General features: G+C 44.8%; 22 protein-coding genes. 12 read left to right on the top strand and 10 right to left on the bottom strand.

The features are described 5' to 3' along the window. Positions 1-3: 3 nt before the first annotated feature. The 6 genes from B1A98_RS06565 to B1A98_RS06540 form a co-directional block, all read right to left on the bottom strand. The gene (locus tag B1A98_RS06565) at positions 4-606 is read right to left on the bottom strand and encodes a DedA family protein (RefSeq protein WP_063384797.1); all 603 of its coding nucleotides are present in this window, start codon (positions 604-606) and stop codon (positions 4-6) included. Positions 607-827: 221 nt separating this feature from the next. Continuing rightward, the gene (locus tag B1A98_RS06560; protein WP_063384798.1) at positions 828-1,241 is read right to left on the bottom strand and encodes a MarR family winged helix-turn-helix transcriptional regulator; all 414 of its coding nucleotides are present in this window, start codon (positions 1,239-1,241) and stop codon (positions 828-830) included. Positions 1,242-1,399: 158 nt separating this feature from the next. Further along, a complete protein-coding gene (locus B1A98_RS06555) occupies positions 1,400-2,134 on the bottom strand; it encodes an SDR family NAD(P)-dependent oxidoreductase (RefSeq protein WP_063384799.1) in 735 nt (244 codons plus the stop codon). Positions 2,135-2,149: 15 nt separating this feature from the next. Beyond that, positions 2,150-2,899: an SDR family NAD(P)-dependent oxidoreductase gene (locus B1A98_RS06550; protein WP_063384800.1), complete on the bottom strand. Its 750-nt coding sequence runs from the start codon at positions 2,897-2,899 to the stop codon at positions 2,150-2,152. A 131-nt stretch (positions 2,900-3,030) separates the two neighbouring features. Further along, positions 3,031-3,486 (bottom strand): YndM family protein, encoded by a 456-nt coding sequence (locus tag B1A98_RS06545; protein WP_063384801.1) that lies wholly within the window; start codon positions 3,484-3,486, stop codon positions 3,031-3,033. 131 nt (positions 3,487-3,617) lie between these two features. Then, on the bottom strand, positions 3,618-4,106 hold the full coding sequence (locus B1A98_RS06540) for a spore coat protein (RefSeq protein ID WP_063384802.1): 489 nt from the start codon (positions 4,104-4,106) through the stop codon (positions 3,618-3,620). Positions 4,107-4,248: 142 nt separating this feature from the next. Here B1A98_RS06540 and B1A98_RS06535 point away from each other — a divergent pair, with 142 nt between their 5' ends. Both B1A98_RS06535 and B1A98_RS06530 read left to right on the top strand, forming a co-directional pair. Then, positions 4,249-4,878, top strand: coding sequence for a spore coat protein (locus B1A98_RS06535; protein ID WP_087903742.1), 630 nt, complete (start codon positions 4,249-4,251; stop codon positions 4,876-4,878). A 173-nt stretch (positions 4,879-5,051) separates the two neighbouring features. Then, positions 5,052-6,269: a DEAD/DEAH box helicase gene (locus B1A98_RS06530; RefSeq protein WP_063384803.1), complete on the top strand. Its 1,218-nt coding sequence runs from the start codon at positions 5,052-5,054 to the stop codon at positions 6,267-6,269. A gap of 65 nt (positions 6,270-6,334) precedes the next feature. On the opposite strand, the gene B1A98_RS06525 is transcribed toward B1A98_RS06530, so the two are convergent. Then, entirely contained in the window at positions 6,335-8,485 is a 2,151-nt protein-coding gene (locus B1A98_RS06525) for an MMPL family transporter (RefSeq protein WP_063384804.1), read from the bottom strand. Positions 8,486-8,647: 162 nt separating this feature from the next. Between B1A98_RS06525 and B1A98_RS06520 the strand changes: the two genes are divergently transcribed. From B1A98_RS06520 to B1A98_RS06485, 8 genes are all read left to right on the top strand, one after another. Beyond that, positions 8,648-9,163 carry a DUF3231 family protein gene (locus tag B1A98_RS06520; protein WP_063384805.1) on the top strand — a complete coding sequence of 172 codons (516 nt, stop codon included), beginning with the start codon at positions 8,648-8,650 and terminating at the stop codon, positions 9,161-9,163. A gap of 441 nt (positions 9,164-9,604) precedes the next feature. Next, positions 9,605-10,555, top strand: a complete 951-nt coding sequence (locus B1A98_RS06515) for an ABC transporter permease (protein WP_041094716.1) — start codon at positions 9,605-9,607, stop codon at positions 10,553-10,555. Next, positions 10,548-11,498: an iron chelate uptake ABC transporter family permease subunit gene (locus tag B1A98_RS06510; RefSeq protein WP_063384806.1), complete on the top strand. Its 951-nt coding sequence runs from the start codon at positions 10,548-10,550 to the stop codon at positions 11,496-11,498. Before B1A98_RS06515 ends, B1A98_RS06510 begins: the two co-directional genes overlap by 8 nt. Further along, positions 11,492-12,250: an iron ABC transporter ATP-binding protein gene (locus B1A98_RS06505; RefSeq protein WP_041094711.1), complete on the top strand. Its 759-nt coding sequence runs from the start codon at positions 11,492-11,494 to the stop codon at positions 12,248-12,250. The genes B1A98_RS06510 and B1A98_RS06505 overlap by 7 nt, the downstream gene beginning before the upstream one ends. 18 nt (positions 12,251-12,268) lie before the next feature. Continuing rightward, positions 12,269-13,225: a siderophore ABC transporter substrate-binding protein gene (locus B1A98_RS06500; protein ID WP_063384807.1), complete on the top strand. Its 957-nt coding sequence runs from the start codon at positions 12,269-12,271 to the stop codon at positions 13,223-13,225. Positions 13,226-13,434: 209 nt separating this feature from the next. After that, entirely contained in the window at positions 13,435-14,259 is an 825-nt protein-coding gene (locus B1A98_RS06495) for a manganese catalase (protein ID WP_063384808.1), read from the top strand. A 23-nt stretch (positions 14,260-14,282) separates the two neighbouring features. Next, positions 14,283-14,447, top strand: coding sequence for a DUF1540 domain-containing protein (locus B1A98_RS06490; protein WP_065849524.1), 165 nt, complete (start codon positions 14,283-14,285; stop codon positions 14,445-14,447). A 108-nt stretch (positions 14,448-14,555) separates the two neighbouring features. Then, a complete protein-coding gene (locus B1A98_RS06485) occupies positions 14,556-14,711 on the top strand; it encodes a DUF1540 domain-containing protein (RefSeq protein WP_065849525.1) in 156 nt (51 codons plus the stop codon). 81 nt (positions 14,712-14,792) lie between these two features. On the opposite strand, the gene B1A98_RS06480 is transcribed toward B1A98_RS06485, so the two are convergent. The 3 genes from B1A98_RS06480 to B1A98_RS06470 form a co-directional block, all read right to left on the bottom strand. Next, the gene (locus tag B1A98_RS06480; protein ID WP_063384881.1) at positions 14,793-16,214 is read right to left on the bottom strand and encodes a HAMP domain-containing sensor histidine kinase; all 1,422 of its coding nucleotides are present in this window, start codon (positions 16,212-16,214) and stop codon (positions 14,793-14,795) included. Continuing rightward, complete coding sequence (locus B1A98_RS06475; protein ID WP_063384809.1) at positions 16,201-16,890, bottom strand: response regulator transcription factor; 690 nt, start codon at positions 16,888-16,890, stop codon at positions 16,201-16,203. The genes B1A98_RS06480 and B1A98_RS06475 overlap by 14 nt, the downstream gene beginning before the upstream one ends. A gap of 80 nt (positions 16,891-16,970) precedes the next feature. Beyond that, complete coding sequence (locus tag B1A98_RS06470) at positions 16,971-17,333, bottom strand: hypothetical protein (RefSeq protein WP_041094703.1); 363 nt, start codon at positions 17,331-17,333, stop codon at positions 16,971-16,973. Positions 17,334-17,634: 301 nt separating this feature from the next. Between B1A98_RS06470 and B1A98_RS06465 the strand changes: the two genes are divergently transcribed. Then, positions 17,635-18,690 carry an S-layer homology domain-containing protein gene (locus B1A98_RS06465; protein WP_063384810.1) on the top strand — a complete coding sequence of 352 codons (1,056 nt, stop codon included), beginning with the start codon at positions 17,635-17,637 and terminating at the stop codon, positions 18,688-18,690. A gap of 179 nt (positions 18,691-18,869) precedes the next feature. Next, a complete protein-coding gene (locus B1A98_RS20390) occupies positions 18,870-19,040 on the top strand; it encodes a hypothetical protein (protein WP_156136528.1) in 171 nt (56 codons plus the stop codon). The last annotated feature ends 40 nt before the right edge of the window (positions 19,041-19,080 follow it).

The raw sequence follows: 19,080 nt of genomic DNA, 5'->3' as shown, positions 1-19,080 counted from the left end.
TTCCTATTTTCTTTTAACTGCTAAAAGGAACAGGAGAATCGTTAGGCCGGCACCAACTAACGCATAAATGACCGCGGCATACATGTCCACAAAAAGAACGATTTGCTCCCATGATTCCCCAAACAAAGCCCCGGCATAGACAAGAAGAAGGTTCCATACAAAGGTGCCGATCGTGGTGAAAAGCAAAAAAAGCGAAAATCTCATTCGTGCCATGCCGGCCGGAATGGAAATCAAGCTGCGCAAGAACGGGATGACCCGGCAGACGAGAACAGTCCAGTACCCATAATCATTGAACCAGTGATCCGCTTTGTAAATATCTTTTTTGTTGAGATGGAGAACATGTCCCCAGCGGTCAATGACCTTTTCAAGCCGTCCGACATCAAGCAGGTTGCCCGCTTTATATAAGATAACGGCTCCGGTAATCGATCCGCCTGTTGCCGCCAGGACGACACCGGGAACGGTCAGTGTTGAAAAAGTGGTCATGGTGCCTCCAAAAGTGAGGATAACTTCAGAAGGAATCGGCGGAAAGATGTTTTCGATAGCAATCAACAGAAAAATGCCGATGTAGCCAAATTGCTCCATCATCTCAATCATCCAGCTTTGCATACAAACATTCACCCCGGTAAAGTTTTTGGCTGCTGTTTTACTATGATATGAGAGAGGGAGTGGGGAAAGTCGCTTTTAAATCATTAAACAGATTTTTTTGAGAAGCAGTCCAGTGTTTACTCAAGAAGGATGGGCAAACAGGTTTTTAGAATCGCAGAAACTGTATGGGCACTTCCAAACAGATCAACATCATGCGTCTGGAAGTGCCCATACAGCCTGGCTTAGCTATTTAACTTTTCGTAGATGACCCGCAGCTGCCGGCGCTCTTCGGACGTTAATTTTTCAAACAGCTTCTTTCGCAATTCTTGTCCTTCTTTGTGTGCTCTATGCAGCATTTCATGGCCGAGCTCTGTAATCTCCAGATAAAGAATTCGCCGGTCATTTTCATCAGCAAGACGAACTGCCAGCTTTTTAGAAATAAGTTTTTCCGATAAGTGTGTTAAAGACGGCGGGGTCAAGCCGAGTGCTTTGGCAATATCGGAAGGGCGGCTTTTGCCGTGTTCATATAAGTGACTCAATACTAAAATGTGAGAAACGCCTAGATTTTCATTAAACGTTCGATTCCATTGAATAATTAATTTATTGGTGACTTGATCCATCGCATGTAAAAGTTCAAAAACCGATTCTTGTTCCATAAAATCCCTGCTTTCTATCCTGCGGTTCTTAGTTGATTATAACAAAAAATAAAGCTAACCCGAGAAGTTATTTGATTGTAGCTTCCGGGCTAGCTTTTTGATTGATAGGATGTGTTAAAGTATAAAAATCTATGAGAGGCGGACAACCGCCGACCGTGTTATTGGGCAGAAAAACCGCCATCAATAACAAGCTCTGCACCAGTGATGAAAGAAGCTTCATCAGAGGCTAAATACAAAGCAGCATTTGCAATATCTTCAGGCTGCCCTAAACGCTGCAGCGGAGTAGCCGCTACCATTTGTTCTACGTAGCTTTTAGTAGATTCAAGGTTCTTGGTCATCGGTGTTTCGATAATTCCAGGGAAGAGTGCGTTGACGCGAATGCCCATCCGCCCGTATTGAGTAGCCGCCGCTTTGGAAATGGCGCGCACAGATCCTTTAGAAGCAGAATATGGATTAAATCCCATTCCGATTTGGGCTGTAAAAGAAGAAATATTGACGATTGATCCTTGTTTTTGTTCGGCCATGTAAGGAACGACATGTCTGATTCCAAGGAATGGGCCAAAGCCATTGATGGAAAGCATTTTTTGCCAGTCTTCAATCGTAACTTCTTCAGGCGGTTTTTCCGAGGAAATCCCGGCGTTATTGACAAGAATATCAATTTTGCCGAATTTTTCTTTTACCGTTTTTAATAGTTGTTCCCAGTCTTCATCAGAAGCAACGTTTAATTTCATGCCATGTACGTTGTCAACCTTGCTTATTTCAGCTAGCGCTGCTTCGTTAATATCAGCGGCAATAACTGTTGCTCCTTCTTCACTGAAGCGGTGTACCATCCGCTCGCCGATTCCAGAGGCGCCCCCTGTAATAATAGCTACTTTATTTTCTAATCGTTTCATTCTAACGTCCCCCTATTAACGTAGTTTAACGGAACCGCCATCAACCATAATGGTTTGTCCGGTAATGTAATCTGAGTCAGCGCTTGCCAGAAATACAGCTGTCCGTCCAATGTCTTGTTCTGGATCACCGAGTCGGCGAAGCGGAATTTTTTCAACCATTTGGTCGTACGCTTCTTCGTTATGAGCCCGCCAATGTTCCATGCCAGGAGTAAGAGCAATTGGAGAGATCACGTTGACGTTAATGCCGTCTACGCCCCATTCGTTCGCTGCTACGCGTGAAATGGCGCGGATCGCTTCTTTGGCTGCTGCATAAGAAGCCTGGGTTACTTGTCCCTCAAGACCTGCTCCTGATGCAAAGTTAATAACTTTCCCTTTTGTTTTCTTTAGTTCCGGATAGCAGGCTTGCATGAAATGGAATGTTGGATAAAAGCCTGTTCCAAAAGAGAGATCAAGGTGCTCCATCGTTGTTTCAATAAAAGGCACGTTTCTTGATGCGTGAGCGTTGTTAATTAATATATCGATTTTACCGAAATGTTTCACTGTATCCTGAACAATTGATTCAATATTTTCTCTTACAGAAATATCCTTTATGAAAAGCAGGCCTTCCTTCAGTTGGCTGACCTCTTCTAAAACTTTCTGTCCATTTTCTTCATTTACATCCACGATCACGACATGTGCGCCCTCTTTTGCCAAGGCGAGTGACATGCCATGCCCGATGCCGCCAGCACCGCCAGTTACGATCGCTACTTTTCCTTCCAGCTTCATCGTTTTCCCTCATTTCTGAATAGTATTTAGAAGCTTAAGTATTTTGCATTTAAATAATACAACAAAAAGAAATTGGGAACAAGATAATTGCTCACAGGAAAGAGAAAGTCAGGGCCTGTACGGCCGCTGACTTATTTCTCTTCTTCTTCCGTGTAAACGTCTTCCTTGTGAATGTCTGTTTCTTCTGCCATCTCTGCGGAAAACGCCGGGTCCCGCTCAATGTAGCTTCTATCCTGACCAGTAGTAAATACGCTTCTCATTAGATAAAAGTGGAAAAGAACTTCGGCAGAGGCGATGACAGCTGCTGTCCAGAAGCTGGCCCACCCAAGCGAAATATTTTCATTAATCACGGCACTTCCGACGATCCAAATTCCAATGTATGCTAAGCCGAAATCCGCAGCGACGGCTGTCATATTGCCGTAACGCGGCAGGACAAATAAATCACCGAGGATATAGGCAGCGATAGTTAAAAGAATACTGATCGTCAGAATTTCTCCAAGGTCAATGCCGTAGAATGCGCCCATAATGACCCATACAGCTGCTGTTACGACGACAAATTTGATCAGTAACGCTCTTACATGTTCCATGTGTCTAACCTCCTTGTAAAAATAGTTTGATGCTCAAGCAAAAAATTATTCTTTTCTTATACAAACACTTCCCGGAGTCCATAAACAAACAACAGGCGGAGCTGCTCTTGGAAGAGAGATCCGCCTGTTGTTTATATTTTTTGCGAGAGAGCTGTGTTAGCGATAGTCACATCGTTTTGCAGCAGCCTATTTAAATCGTAAGAAGGGTAATACCCTTTTTTGTACATATAATTGTAAATAGCGGTGTGGGATTCGATCGCTCCATTGAGCTGTTTGACGAGCACAGCACGCAGCGCAGGGGTAGCCGTTTCCGTAATGGCAATGGCTAAGTTACGCACCGCTGTTTTTAAAAAAGCGAGCAGGTCACCAGCATAAAACGGTAATTCATCGACACGCAGATTTTCTTCCCGCTGCATGTGCGGAGCCATCCTGTAAAAGCGGAGCAACTCCTGGATATTCCCGGTCAGGCTGTGAATGGCTTGCTGATAAATCTTTTTCAGCTCTGGATCAGTGATCTTAGGATAGGTTTTCTTCAACTTCATTAATCCGAGGGATTGAAAGACTGTCAGCTCATGCAGTTCCATCGTTTCATGCCAGGCTAAATGGCGATGTTCATTCATCAAAAGATCTCCTCCTGTTATCGCATTCCTGCTATTATATGCCTTGGATTTGGTTAAGGAATTTGTCTGCTTTTACTTGTATAAATAAAAATCCGCCGCAGCATACTAACGGCGTACCACTCAACTACAGGAGGGATTTACTTTGATGAATCAAAACGAACAGACTCATACGAACATGCATACAGGTGCTGTGTCGCCGCAAATGAATCACGGAGCTCACGAGGTGCTTGATGTTCATGAAGTCTTATCCGGTGCGGTAGGTACGATGAATGAATACATGATGCTTCGTTCTCACGTGAAAGATCAGGAGCTGCTCGATATTCTTGACCGTCAGTATCAGTTCATGCAGCAGGAATACAATACCACGCTGGATTGTTTCCAATCTGGCCAAGATCCGGCTGTCCCGACCCAAAGCTATAAAATGCAGCAGGATAATGACTTTATCTATGGCTTAACACCAACACAGCCAAAAAAACCGATGCAATCTACATCTGAGATTAACGATGCGTTCGTCTCAGGAGCGATGCTTGGGGCAGTGAAGTCCACTGCTTCCATGAAAACAATGGCAGCTTTGGAATCAACAAATCCAGTTGTGCGCCGCGTGTTGGCTGATTCGATCCCGAACTGTATTGAGATGGCGTACGAGCTTTCCATTTACCAAAACAAACATCATTATTACCAAGTACCGCAATTTGCCCAGCAGGACATGCAGCAAATAATGCAGTCATATGCGCCGGCAACTGGTACACCAGGAAATATGTCAGCTCATTAAAAGAGAGAGCGCCATCTCGATCAGGAGATGGCGCTTTATGCTTTCTGGAAAACGGTTTTTCTCCTCGTCTTACTCCTTCAACTTGAAATATATTCATAAGTCAGCAGAGCCGTGTATAATGGAAAGACTCTGTTCATTAGCATATAGAGAAAATAAAGAAAGAGGTGAATGGCTTGTCATCATTTATACAATTAGGAGTAAACCCGGCATGGGCCGGAAAATTAAAGGAAAAGAGCATAGAATCGCCCACCCCTGTGCAAGAAAAAGCAATTCCGCTTTTGATGAAGGGAGAAGATGTTATTGCCCAGGCAAAAACAGGAACAGGAAAGACGTTTGCCTTTTTACTGCCAATGCTTGAAAAAATAACAGAAGAAAAGCAGGAGGTTCAGGGATTGATCGTCACGCCAACGCGAGAGCTTGCGCTGCAAATAACCGAAGAGCTGAGAGGCCTGTTGGAAGCAGAGAGCGGCATACATGTGCTGGCAGCTTATGGAGGCCAAGATGTAGAGCAGCAAATTCGGCGGCTTGATAAGCAAGTTCATATTGTGGTCGCCACGCCTGGGCGGCTTCTTGATCATGTGCGCCGCGGAACGATTGATTTAACTGAAGTGTCAATGCTCGTGCTTGATGAAGCGGATCAAATGCTTCACATCGGATTTTTAGATGAAGTGGAGGCCATTATAAAGGAAACTCCTTTTACGAGACAGACAGCTTTGTTTTCAGCAACCATGCCAAAAAACGTCCGCCAGCTGGCAAAAAAATATATGAAAAACCCGCAGTCAGTACATATCAAGAGCAAAGAGGTGACAGTCGAGCAAACGAAGCAATTTGTAGTTGAAACGACGGATCGACGCAAGCAGCTGGCGCTTTGTGAGGTAATTGATGAGGTGCAGCCGTTTTTAGGCATTATTTTTTGCCGGACAAAACGCCGTGTCAGCAAGCTGTGCGATGAGTTAAAGGCGAAAGGCTACAACATTGATGAACTGCACGGGGACTTGTCACAGGCAAAGCGGGAACGGGTAATGAAAAGATTTCGCGAAGCGGAGCTGCATCTGCTGGCTGCAACAGATGTCGCCTCCCGCGGACTCGATGTGGAAGGAGTCACTCACGTATTCAACTATGATATTCCTCATGATATGGAGAGCTACATTCACCGGATCGGGCGCACGGGGAGAGCCGGCGAAGACGGAGTGGCGTATACCTTTGCGGCTTTGAAGGATAAAGAATTTCTCCGCCTCATCGAAAAAGAGCTGGGCCGGCCGCTTGAACGGAAAACCGTTGCGAATGGCGTTTCATCTGCGGAAGATCAACAAGAGCGGGAAGGCCGTGAACGGCTGAAGCCGGAAAGAACTTCGGCAAGAAGAAGACCAATGAACAAGAAAAGAAAATGAAACAAGGGGCTGGCCCAAATGGTCATGAAACATGACTTTTGGTCCAGCCCCTCTTTTTAGTTAGATTAAAGTTCCTTTGTCTGCTTGCTTTTTGTGCGGAACGGATACCACCAATTCCAATCGCCAAGCAGCTTCATCAAGCTCGGCACAAGCAGCAGGCGAATAATAGTGGCATCAATCGCGATGGCAAGGGCGATGCCGATGCCAATCTGCTTAACAGGCACGACACCGGTAAAGGCAAATGCTCCGGTAATGACGATCATAATGAGGGCAGCAGCCGTAATCACCTTGCTCGTATTAGCCAGGCCCTCCACAGTAGAATAAGTGTTATCTCCCGTTTCCAGGTAGTATTCACGGATGCGGGAAATTAAAAAGACTTCATAATCCATGCTTAAGCCAAAGACAAGACTAAAGACGAGCACAGGCAAGAGCAGAGAAATGTCCATCTCATGAAGGCCAAAGTGACCGCCTTGGAATAGCCAGACGAGAATGCCGAATGTGGAGGTAAGTCCAAGAACATTCATTAAAATGGCTTTGAGCGGAATAATAATCGAACGGAAGGCGAACATTAGAATCACAAACGTTGATAACAAAATGATCGCGAGAATCACACCGATTTTATCGAAAATTTCATCATAAATTTCTTGGTTGAATTTTGGATGCCCTCCAAATTGAATCGAGACAGGCCAGTTTTTATCGCTCCATTGACGGGCCAGCGTTTGGGCAGCGTCCGAATTCGCTTCCACATCTAAATGAATCGGGATCATCAGCTTTTCCCCGCGCACGAACGGCTTGATGGCCGGCCGAAGCTGTTCCTTCATTTGCGGCTGTTTCAGGGCGGCCGCCAGCTGCTCCGGTTCTTTTATATTGCTGGCAGAAAAAACAGTATCCACTTCATTCACATGTTTTTCAGAGAGAAAGGAAGCCGTGAGCTTTTTCATTTGTTTTAATCCGGCTTCGGTCAGCCAGCCATCTTTTCGTTCAGCAATCGCATAAATGGTGCTTTTGTTTTCTCCCATAAATTCCTGTTCGATTTTTTCATAAGCGATCCGCGAATCAAAGGTTTTTGGCAAAGCGTCGGCCGTTGGAATGGCGAGCTTCATGTCCTTGACAGGGAGGACTCCGGCAATCAAAATGGCGATCGCTGCAATGGTGATTAATACAGGCCGCTTCATTACAGCAGCCGCAAATGCCCGCCAGCGTCCGCTGGTGTCTTTATCTGTACGCAGCAGCCGCCATTTATAAATCCGCTTATCCAGCACATATAGAAGGGCTGGAAGCAATGTAAGAGATCCAAGCACAGCGATGGCAATAACCACCATTCCGCCGATGGCCACATTTTTGAAAATATCAATATCGATCAGCAGCATAGAACCAAGGCCGATAAATACACAGACAGCGGAGAAGAGAATTGAATGGCCGGCTGTCGTAATGGTTGTGATTAAGGCGTCTGTCTTTGTTTGTTTTTGAAACTCTTCCTTATAGCGGTTGATAAATAAAAGCGAAAAGTCAATCGACAAAGCCAGGCCAACCATCGGCGCGATGTTTAAAATGAAAATTGCGAGATCTACTTCCTTGCCGATCAAGGCAAGCAATCCAAAACCAATGACGATAGTAATGCCGCCAACAATCAATGGCAGAACAGAAGCCGTAACGGTGCCAAAGGCAAGCAAAAGCACGAGCAAGGCAACCGGAAGGCCAATGAGCTCTGCTTGTTTCAAATCATTCTGGCTCGCTTCGTTAATATCTTCCGAAATGACAGGCTGCCCTGTTAATTTGATTCCTTCCTTGCCTTTGATTTGCTGCTTTAAATCATCAATCACAGCTGCCGCATCTTCCGCTTTATCATCTATGTGTATAAGACCGTAAGCGGTATCTGCTTTCAAAAGCGACGGGTTGTTTAAAGGAGACTCAATGGCAGAAACAGCTTTTAAGCTGTCGGCTTTAGCGAGCGTTTGGCCGATGGTTTCTTTAAAGTCCGCTTCTGATTGGCTTTTCTCTTTTTCAAACAGCATCATAATAGTGGATTCCGGGAAATCAAAGGTGCTCGTCAGCTCTTTTTCAACTTGTTCATATTCTCCGTCCATCCGAAATCCATCGCCTTCAAGCAGAGAGGGCAGCTTAAGGGCGAACATGCCCATAATCACTGCGGCTGCCAGCCACAACACAAGAATGACTTTATGAAAACGGACGAGGAAAGAAGCAATTGTCTTCATGGTGAATCGTCCTCCTAATTTTTTTTCATACATATAATCATACGATACTGCCTTTCATTTTTGAAATGAAAAATCATTGCCGGCACATAAGACGGAGCGTTCGGGTGAAACTATATTTGTGTGCTGAGACACACAAGCAATCGATAAGTCAGGGGGATGAATATGGGAATTCTAAGCGGAAATCCGAAAAATGAGCCGATGCATTACGGAGAAGTAATGAGCGTATGGTCTTCCTTATTTGCAGCAAATGGCATGATCGGCAGTTACCAGACATTGCTGAATCATGCAGGGGATAAACAATTGAAAGAGCTCATAGAAGAGTCTATCCAGCAAGCACAGATGGAAGCAGAGCAGCTTGCACAGCTATTGAAAGCGAATGGCATTGGACTTCCTCCGGGCCCGATGGAGCGGCCGCTTGCGGATGTTAACAGCATTCCTGATGGTGCCCGTTTCCAAGACCATGAGATATCCACGATCATCTCCAGCAATATCGCAGCGGGATTGGCTGCCTGCAGCCAGGTGATTGGCCAATGTATCCGCGAAGATATTGCAGCGATGTTTTTGCAATTTCATAACCAGAAAGCGGCATTGGGCGGCCGTTTTCTTCAATTGAATAAAAATAACGGCTGGCTTGTGCCTCCGCCGCTGCATCACGGCGAACCGGTTGTAACGGGCTAAAGAAGTACAGGGGACTGTCCAATACGGCTTTAAAATAAAACCAGGTAGAGAAAAAGCCGGATCTTTCTCCGCTGATTGAGGTGAAGAGGGCGGCTCAAAAAGTCATGTGTCATGACTTTTGGGTCGCTCTTATTTTTAATGAACGGAAACAAGCCGAACAGGGGGGCGTTAACTTGCTAATTACCAGAACTGCCAATTAGCTATTGACAATGATAAGCATTATCATTTAACATTATTAATGAGAATAAATATCAGTTAACAGAAAAGGCGAGCAATGAATATTCGTGACTGCTTTTGTTGAAATATACGAGCGGCGTTCGGCCATTTTACTGGAGAGCCTGTTCCACAATTAATAAGGCTTATTTTTTTAACCCTTATTGATAATGAATTTCATTTTCGCTTTTCTTTTGAACTGACAGCTTTTATGTAGGGAATGTGGTTATGAAAAAAAGATACTTAGTGATGGCGCTGATCGTTTTGTCCATTGGTTCTTTATTTATTGGAGTGACGCATATTTCTCCGCTTCATTTATTTAATCTGACAGATGATCAAACGCAGATTGTATGGAAGAGCCGGATTCCGCGCCTTGTCAGCATTATTATTGCCGGAATGAGCCTGAGCATCAGCGGTCTGATCATGCAGCAATTAAGCAGAAACCGGTTTGTTTCACCGACTACAGCAGGAACGCTTGATTCCGCCCGGCTTGGGATTTTAGTCTCGCTTATTTTATTTACAGCCGCAAGCCCAATTGAAAAGATGGTGGTTGCATTCCTTTTTGCACTGGCCGGCACCTTTTTATTTATGAAAATCCTGGATAAGATCAAATTTAAAGATACGGTGTTTATTCCGCTTGTTGGATTAATGTTCGGGAATATTTTAACATCGATTGCTACTTTCTTTGCTTATAAATATGATTTGATCCAGAATATGGCCGCCTGGCTGCAAGGGGATTTCTCCATGGTGATCTCTGGACGATACGAATTGCTTTATATTAGTATTCCGCTTTTAGTCATTGCATACATATATGCGGAACGCTTTACCTTGGCCGGCATGGGGGAGGATTTCGCCATGAATCTCGGCTTAAATTATAAGCGTGTCGTCAATATTGGCCTCGTTATCGTAGCCTTGTCCGCTACATTAGTCGTATTAACGGTCGGCATGATTCCTTTCTTAGGATTAATCATTCCGAACATCGTTTCGATTTACCAGGGAGACCATTTGAAAAAGAGTTTATCCCACACCGCGCTGCTTGGGGCAGTTTTTGTTCTGTTTTGCGACATCATCGGCCGTGTGATCATTTATCCATATGAGATTCCGATCGGACTGACTGTCGGGGTCATCGGCAGCGGCATCTTTTTATATTTGCTGATGAGGAGAAAGGCGTATGAGTAATGGGAAAAAACTGATCCTCCTGTCGGCAATGGCTGTCCTGTTGATTGTTGCCTTTTTGTTCACTGGACTGGGAAACAATTGGGATTATGCTTTGCCGCGCAGAGGAATGAAGATTTTCGCTATTGTTTTGACTGGAGCGGCGATTGCCTTTTCCACATTGGTGTTCCAGACCATCACCAATAATCGGATTTTAACGCCGAGCATTTTGGGCTTGGATTCGCTTTACATGCTAATCCAGACAGTGTTAATTTTCGTATTCGGCTCCGCCAACTTAACTTTAATGAACAAGCAGTTGAACTTTGTGATTTCAGTGATCCTGATGGTGGTGTTTGCCGGCATTCTCTATAAGATCCTGTTTAAGCGCGAAGGAGAGAATATTTATTTTCTTTTATTGATTGGCTTGATTTTTGGCACGTTCTTTCAAAGCTTTACGTCTTTTATGCAAGTGCTCATTGACCCGAATGAGTTCCAAATCATTCAGGACCGAATGTTTGCCAGCTTCAATAATGTTCAGACTGACGTTTTGACGATTGCGGTCATTGTGCTCGCGTTCACATCCCTTTATTTTATTCGCTTTATGAAATACTTGGATGTCCTGTCACTTGGCAAAGAGCAGGCGATCAACCTTGGTGTGGATTATGATTATACGGTTAAGCGCTTGCTGATTGTCGTCGCTGTTCTCATTTCTGTATCAACTGCGCTGGTAGGCCCGATTACCTTTCTTGGGCTGCTCGTCGTGAACGTGGCTTACGAAATGTTTCGGACGTTTAAGCATTCCTATTTATTGGCTGGTTCGATCTTAATTAGCATTATCGCTCTTGTCGGCGGCCAGCTGATCGTTGAACGGGTGTTTACATTCAGCACGACATTGAGCGTCATCATTAACTTTGTCGGTGGCATCTACTTTATCTACTTATTATTAAAGGAGAATAAAAAATGGTAGAGGTTAAAAATGTATCAAAAAGATATGGAAACAAGGCTGTGATTGACCAGGTTTCCGTATCGATTCCGAAAGGAAAGATTACTTCTTTTATCGGGCCGAATGGGGCAGGGAAAAGCACCCTTCTATCCATGATTAGCCGGCTGATTGCTAAAGACGACGGAGAGATATTGATTGACGGAGAGCATGTTAACCAGGCGAAAAGCAAAGAGCTGGCTAAGAAAGTGGCGATTTTAAAACAATCTAACCATCTAAATCTGCGCTTAACCATTCGCGAGCTGGTTTCATTCGGACGCTTTCCTTATTCTCAGGGGAAGTTGTCCCGGGAAGACTGGAAGCATGTAGATGAAGCCATTCGTTATATGGAGCTTGGCGACATTCAAAATAAGTATATTGATCAGCTAAGCGGCGGTCAGCGCCAGCGGGCATTTATTGCTATGGTCATCGCCCAGGATACAGAATATGTGCTGTTGGACGAGCCTTTGAATAACCTTGATATGAAGCATTCAGTGCAAATTATGAAAGTGCTGCGCCGCCTGGTCAATGAACTTGGAAAAACAGTCGTGATTGTGATCCATGATATTAACTTCGCTTCCTGTTATTCCGATTACATCGTTGCGTTGAAGGACGGCAAGGTTGCCAAAGAAGGTACGGTTGATGAAATGATGGAGTGCCAGGTTTTGAAGGAAATTTATGAAATTGATATGAAAATTGAAACAGTCAATAATGAAAAAATTTGTGTGTATTTTAAGTAAAAGACAGAGGAGAAGAGAATGATGTGGAAGAAATTATCTTTATTATTCATGATGGCACTGGTTGCCATGATTATGGCGGCCTGCGGTTCTAGTAACGAAAAAGAAACAGGCAGCAAGCCGGAAAAAGAAGCGGAAGAAGTAACTGTCAACCATGAACTGGGTGAAACGAAGGTAAAGAAAAACCCGGCAAAAGTAGTGGTATTTGATTTTGGTTCCCTTGATACGCTGGACAAGCTGGGTGTGGAGGTAACGGGCCTTCCGAAAGAAAATATTCCTAAGTATTTGTCCAAGTATGAAGAGGATAAGTATGAGAACACAGGGAGCTTGAAAGAGCCTGATTTTGAGAAGGTCAATGAATTGTCGCCAGATTTAATTATTATTTCCGGACGCCAGGCTGAATTGTATGATCAATTTGCGGAAATCGCTCCGACTATTTACTTAGGGGTGGATCCGGCTGATTATATGAATTCATTCAAAAACAATGCAACAACAATAGGTGAAATTTTCGGGAAAGAAGAGGAAGTAAAAACAGAATTGGCAAAAGTGGAAGAAGAAATCGGTCAATTGAAGGAACAGGCATCGAAGGAAGATAAAAAAGCTTTAGTTGTGTTAGCAAATGACGGAAAGGTCAGCGCTTACGGTCCAGGGTCCCGCTTTGGCTTGATCCATGATGTATTCGGAGTCCAACCGGCTGATGAAAATATCGAGGTGTCTACTCACGGACAAAGCATTTCCTTTGAATATATCGTGGAGAAAAATCCTGATTACTTGTTTGTTGTTGATCGGGGCGCAGTTGTTGCAGAGGGCGGCGGTTCCTCTGCCAAACAAGTGATTGAAAATGACTTGGTGAAGAATACAAACGCCTATAAAAACGATAATATTGTTTACCTCGACCCTGGTTATTGGTACTTATCCGGCGGCGGATTGCAATCCGTTTCTGAAATGGTGAAGGAAGTACAAGCAGGATTGAAGTAAGAGACATAACCTCCAGCAAAGCCTTGCTTTTGCGGAGGTTATTTTTTATTCTCAAGCCCCCGGTTGGAATTTCATCCTAAGAAGGTGAAATATCAAGGTCATTTTTATCTTAAGGGTTGTTTAAAAAAGGAAAAGCGTGGAATAACATACTATCTTGACAATAGCCGGATCTCATCGGCAGCTTACTAAAACAGCAAAGGTGGTAGTGTATGTTTTTCCATAAGAAAGAACTTCAATTCCACGCAAAACCAGATAAGCCGGATCCAGTATATGCAAAGCAATTGCAGGAAATTCTCGGCGGGCAGTTCGGTGAAATTTCAGTGGCTATGCAATATCTTTTTCAAGGATGGAACACAAGAGGCAACGAAAAGTATAAGGATTTGATTTTAGATACAGGAACAGAGGAGCTTGGACATGTAGAAATGATTGCGACAATGATCGCACGCCTATTAGATAAAGCGCCGGTTAATGAGCAGGAAAAGGCGGCTAAAGACCCCGTCATCGGTGCTGTAATGGGCGGGATGAATCCGCATCATGCGATTGTCTCAGGGCTGGGGGCCATGCCGGAAAATAGCACAGGCGTGCCGTGGAGTGCCGGTTACATCGTGGCGAGCGGCAATTTGCTGGCTGATTTCCGCGCCAACTTAAATGCAGAGTCTCAAGGACGGCTGCAGGTAGCCCGGTTATACGAGATGACTGAGGACCGTGGTGTCAAAGAGATGCTGTCCTTTTTGCTGGCGCGCGATACCATGCATCAAAACCAGTGGATAGCAGCAATTAAAGAGCTGGAAGAAAAAGAAGGGGTTGTCGTTCCTTCCACGGTGCCGGCTGAATATGAAGCAACAGATTTTTCCCATAAATTGTATAACTTTTCTGAAGGAGAAGACAGCAGAAAAGGAAGCTGGGCGGAAGGCACAGCACCAGATGGACAAATGTTTGAGTATGAAGAAATGCCGGTCATTTACGGAGAAAAACCAAAGCTTGCTCCTGCTCCGGCATATATGCATAGCACCCCGCCTCACGACCCGAAATAAAAACATTAGAGGAGGAGAGAACATTGAAGAAAGATGTATTAGACGGTGTCTTATGTGAAGTAAATAACTGTGTGTATTGGGAAAAAGGAAACCGCTGTTCCGCTGATGAGATCCTGGTTGTCAGCCAGCAAGGCCATAAGGCATCGAACGTAGAGGAAACGGACTGTCAGACATTTGAGAGAGCGTAACATCGAAAAAAGGGCTTGCCGGCAGCGGCAAGCCCTTTTGCCTGTCCAAAATAAGGAGGGAATGAAGCGGATATTTTTGTGGAAGCTACAAAGGAGGGGGTGTAAGTCTTGGCAAAAGACGTCTTATGTGAAGTAAACAACTGTGCTTATTGGGCCCAAGGAAATGAATGTACAGCAGACCGCATTTATGTTGTCAGCCATAAAGGAAACCAAGCGGCTACTACGAAAGAAACGGACTGCAAAACATTCGAGCCGGAAGTATAATCAAAAAGGCTGACTCTCTTGCTGCAGAGTCAGCCTTTTACTTTCCTGTTAGCGAAGCCGGCTGGCGGTTTAACTAAACAGCTAGGACAGCGGAAGCAAAATTTGAAAAGTCGTGCCAAAAGGCGAGCTTTGCTTTAATGTGAGCTCTCCTTTTAACGCTTGCGCCAGCAGCTTGCTGTAAGGAAGGCCAAGCCCGAGGCCGCGCACTTTATATTTTTTATGCTCGCCGCGGTAAAAGCGTTCAAAGATCAAATCCTGTTCAGCAGGAGGGATGCCGCTGCCGTTATCCTTCACTTCGATTGAAAGCATTCCATCTTCTTGTTCTGATAAAATAACCTCAATTTTCCCTTTGGCATCAACCGCATGCCGGGCGTTATTCAGCAGATTCACAATGATTTGCTGAAGCCGGACGGCATCAGTTGAAATGGAGCGTTTATCTGGCAACGGAGACAGCGAGACGGTGATGTCCTCAGTTTCTTGTCCTAAATGCCATTGGTGGACAATTTCTGATATTAGTTCGTTCACAGCATGTTCCTCAACAGCTACAGGCAAAGCATTTGCAGAAAACGAATTAAACTCTAATAAATCGTTGACCATTTTCTGCATTTTCGTTGTTTCTTTTAAAGAGATATCGATAAAGTTTTCGGCTTCTTCCCCTGTCACTACTCCGTCCTTCACCGCTTGCAGCAGGCCGCTGATAGACGTAACTGGCGTTTTTAATTCATGGGTCACTCCAGCCAGCAATTCTGCGCGCAGCGACTCCAGCTGCTGAAGCTTTTGGGCCATTTCCTTAAATGAATGAACAAGGTCATATACTTCCTGTTCCTTAATTTGCTCCGGAAGCCGCACTTCATAATTGCCTTCTTGGATTTGCTTGGCCGCTTTAGCCACTTGGCTGATTGGCGTTGCCAGCCGGCGCGACAAAATATAAATCGCCGCCCATCCAAATAAGCCCAGACTAATGATCAAGCCTGTCAGGAGGCGGTATTCCTCCGTCACATTTTCAAGCTCATTCTCCGGCTGAAGCATGACGACCCAGCCAAAGGTGATATCATCAACCATGATCGGCTTTTTAATCATCCACATGCGGGAGCCGTTTGCTGCTTCAGGAGAAAGCTTAATAACATCGCCTTTTTTCTGTAAAAGAGAGACGGCAAATGAGCTCGTCTCAATCCCGGAGGCCGGCTGGTTAGCTGAAAGCACCTGCCCCTTTGGATCTGTAATATAAATAGCCGGAGGGTGATCCGATTGTAAAAAAAGCTCGCGGCTTTTTAGCATGTTTTTATCAATAGTCGGAGAAACGGCCTTTCCTTCTTGGCTGCCGGCGATCCGGTTGGCTAATTCTTCAGCAATAAATTCTGATACTTCAAGCCGGTTGTTCAGCATTGTATGCTGCAGCCAAATAACTGTCAGCATGGCAGCGATCAAGAGGCCAAGGCAAAGGGCGGCGACATAACGTGTTGTCCAGTAACGCAGCAAAGAAATTCTTCTAGTTGTCTTCATGAACACAAAATTGATACCCCAATCCCCGTAATGTTTTAATTTCTCCTTCTGTTTCCGGCCAGTTTTGCAAGGCTTTGCGAAGCCGTTTAATGGATAGGTCTACTGCGCGGTCGCTTCCGTCGTAGTCTTGTCCCCAAACGTGCTCAATAAGCTGTTCGCGTGTAAACGTTCTGTTTGGCTGGGAGGCAAGAAACAGCAGGACCGATAAGTCACGCGGCGTCAGTGCCAGGTCCACGCCTTTCAATGTCACCCGGTGCGCCGAGCTGTCAATCGCTAAGGTCCCGTAATGTTTAACTGCCGAAGAAGCTGTGTCGCCGCCTGATCGCCTGAGTACGGCCTTGACCCGGGCAATGACCTCCTCGCCGTTAAATGGCTTGGCAATATAATCGTCTGCTCCATCATTGAGACCCTTCAGCCGATAGTTCACATCACCGAGTGCGGTCAGCATGATGACCGGGCAGGAGCTGGTTTGACGAATCTCTTTAAGCACCGTCCAGCCGTCTGCTTTGGGCATCATGACATCCAGCAGCACCAGGTCAGGCGGCTCCGAATAGAATAAATCAATCGCTTGCTGTCCGTCAAAAGCTTGGAAAACATGAAAGCCGGCTTTGACTAAATAGGCTTTTAATACTTGGCTGATGGCCAGTTCATCTTCTGCTAGCAGTACAGCTGTCACCTTGCTTCACCTCGTTTTTCTTCATTATAATGAAAAAGCAAATAAGCTGCCAAGGTGACAGCTTAAGGAAAAGATTCCATTTAGCGCTTTTCGTTCAGTGATTGCTGGGCTTTGCGGATTTCTTGCTTGAGAGTGTGAAAGTCTTTATTTGCTGTATCAATGCCAAAGGCAGCCGCCTGTTGCTGTACTTTTGCTTCCCGTACTTCTTTAGCAAGTGTTTCTATATCTTTGTTTTCAGAATGAATGCCCAATGCTTCTGCTTGCTCGCGCATGACGTCAGAAAAATCTTTGATCGGCTTTATTTGCTGGCCTTCTTTATATTTATAAGACGTCATTTCCGCTTTTGTCGTTGCCGGGCCTGCAGCTGTCATGGAAGGAGCAGATCCTAAAATGCCAATGGAGAGGGCGCCGCTCATTACATACGACATCGTTTTTTTCTTCATCTATTTATTCCTCCTATATGCAGAAAGACTTCAATAACGATTTGATATTCTTACTATAAAGGACAAATGTGTCAACAGCATGTCAAATAAAAAAATTTATGTTTATTTTTTTTATTTAAGAGAAAAATAGTTTTATACAGAAAGTGTAAAAAAATCGTTATTTTTTTGATGTCAATCAGAGCGGACTGAAATCTTTTTCCTATATGCATAATAGGTCAATCAGGCGATGAGGTTGGTTGTAGAAATTGATATAATAAGGCGGATTATTAGATCATCACTTACTTAGCAGAGGTGGACATTTATGAAACTATCAAAAAAAATGGGAGCGGCAGCAGCGGCGCTCATGCTTTCCGGCAGTCTTTGGGCTGCTCCTGCAGAAGCAGCTTTCAGTGATATTTCCAGCGGGTATTGGGCGTATCCGCAAATTGAAAAAATGGCAGAGCGGGGAATTATCACTGGGTTTAATGATGGGACCTTCCGGGCGGGCGCGAACGTAACCCGGGCAGAAAGCGCCATTTTTATTGGGCGGGCGCTGAATGTAAAGGCGCAACAGGCAAGCGGATTGCCGTTTAAGGATATTTCTCCTTCCGGCACAAGAGCTTATCCATATATTGCCGCCTTAACGCAGCAAGGGGTATTTTCTAAAACGGAGCATTTTTATCCGAACCGTATGCTTACAAGAGCGGAATTGGCCAAAATTTTAGTGACAGCTTTTGACTTGCCAAGAGCCAAAGGACCAGTGTTTGCTGATGTGCCAGCGAATCACTGGGCAGCTGAATACATCGGAACACTTGCGGGTGCAGGCGTAACATCGGGAACATCGGCCACTACCTTCTCACCGGATGGAAAAGTGACAAGAGGTCAGCTGGCTGTCTTTATTAGCAATATCCTTAAGCATAATGAGGCCAGCGGACAAGATCAGAAATTGACCGATCCGCAGCCGCCTGCCAAACAGCCAGTCACTGATCATCAGGCAGACATTTCACAGCAAATTCTGCAGCTCGTTAACCAGGAGCGGGCGAAAGCCGGATTAGGCGCGCTGCGCTATGCCGATGATGTCGCAAAAGTGGCCCGCCTAAAATCAGAAGACATGGCAAAGAACAATTATTTTGACCATACCTCTCCGACATACGGCAGCCCGTTCAAAATGATGGACCGGTTTGGCATTCATTACACCTTTGCCGGTGAAAATATTGCCGCTGGCTACAGTACGGCAGAAGCTGTAATGAAAGGCTGGATGAACAGTCCTGGCCACCGTGCGAATATTTTAAGCCCGGATTATGCTGAAATGGGGATAGGCATCGCTAAAGGCGGCGACTATGGCATTTACTATACACAAATGTTTGTGAAACGATAATAAATACAACCTTATTACATGATCTCATGGTCAAATGACAGGAGAAAAGAGGGCCGGACACAGATGCTGTTCGGCTTATTTCTTGCAAATGTGACACAAAAGGAAATAATTTGCTTTTTTCTTGGAAGTTTCAAAATTTTATAGTATGATAAACTTGTTTCGGCAGGGAAAGAAAACTAGTGGATAATCGAGGTAAACAAATGAAGGTGCAAGAACAGGAACAGTTATTGTTGCTCATGCAGGAAGCTTATGAAGAAGCTTATCGGGATGACAGTAAAGTTGAAAAAGTTATGCACATAATTAAAGAAAGAATGCAGGAAATGTACAAAGAGAATGTACATAGCAGGTAAAGGCGGCCACTGTGCCGTCTTTTCTTAATATAGCTAGAAA

Source organism: Pseudobacillus badius (assembly GCF_002189605.1).
In the GTDB taxonomy this organism is placed as follows: domain Bacteria; phylum Bacillota; class Bacilli; order Bacillales; family Domibacillaceae; genus Pseudobacillus; species Pseudobacillus badius.
Note: the sequence above shows the minus strand (reverse complement) of the source record. Positions and strands in the feature narration are given on the sequence as shown.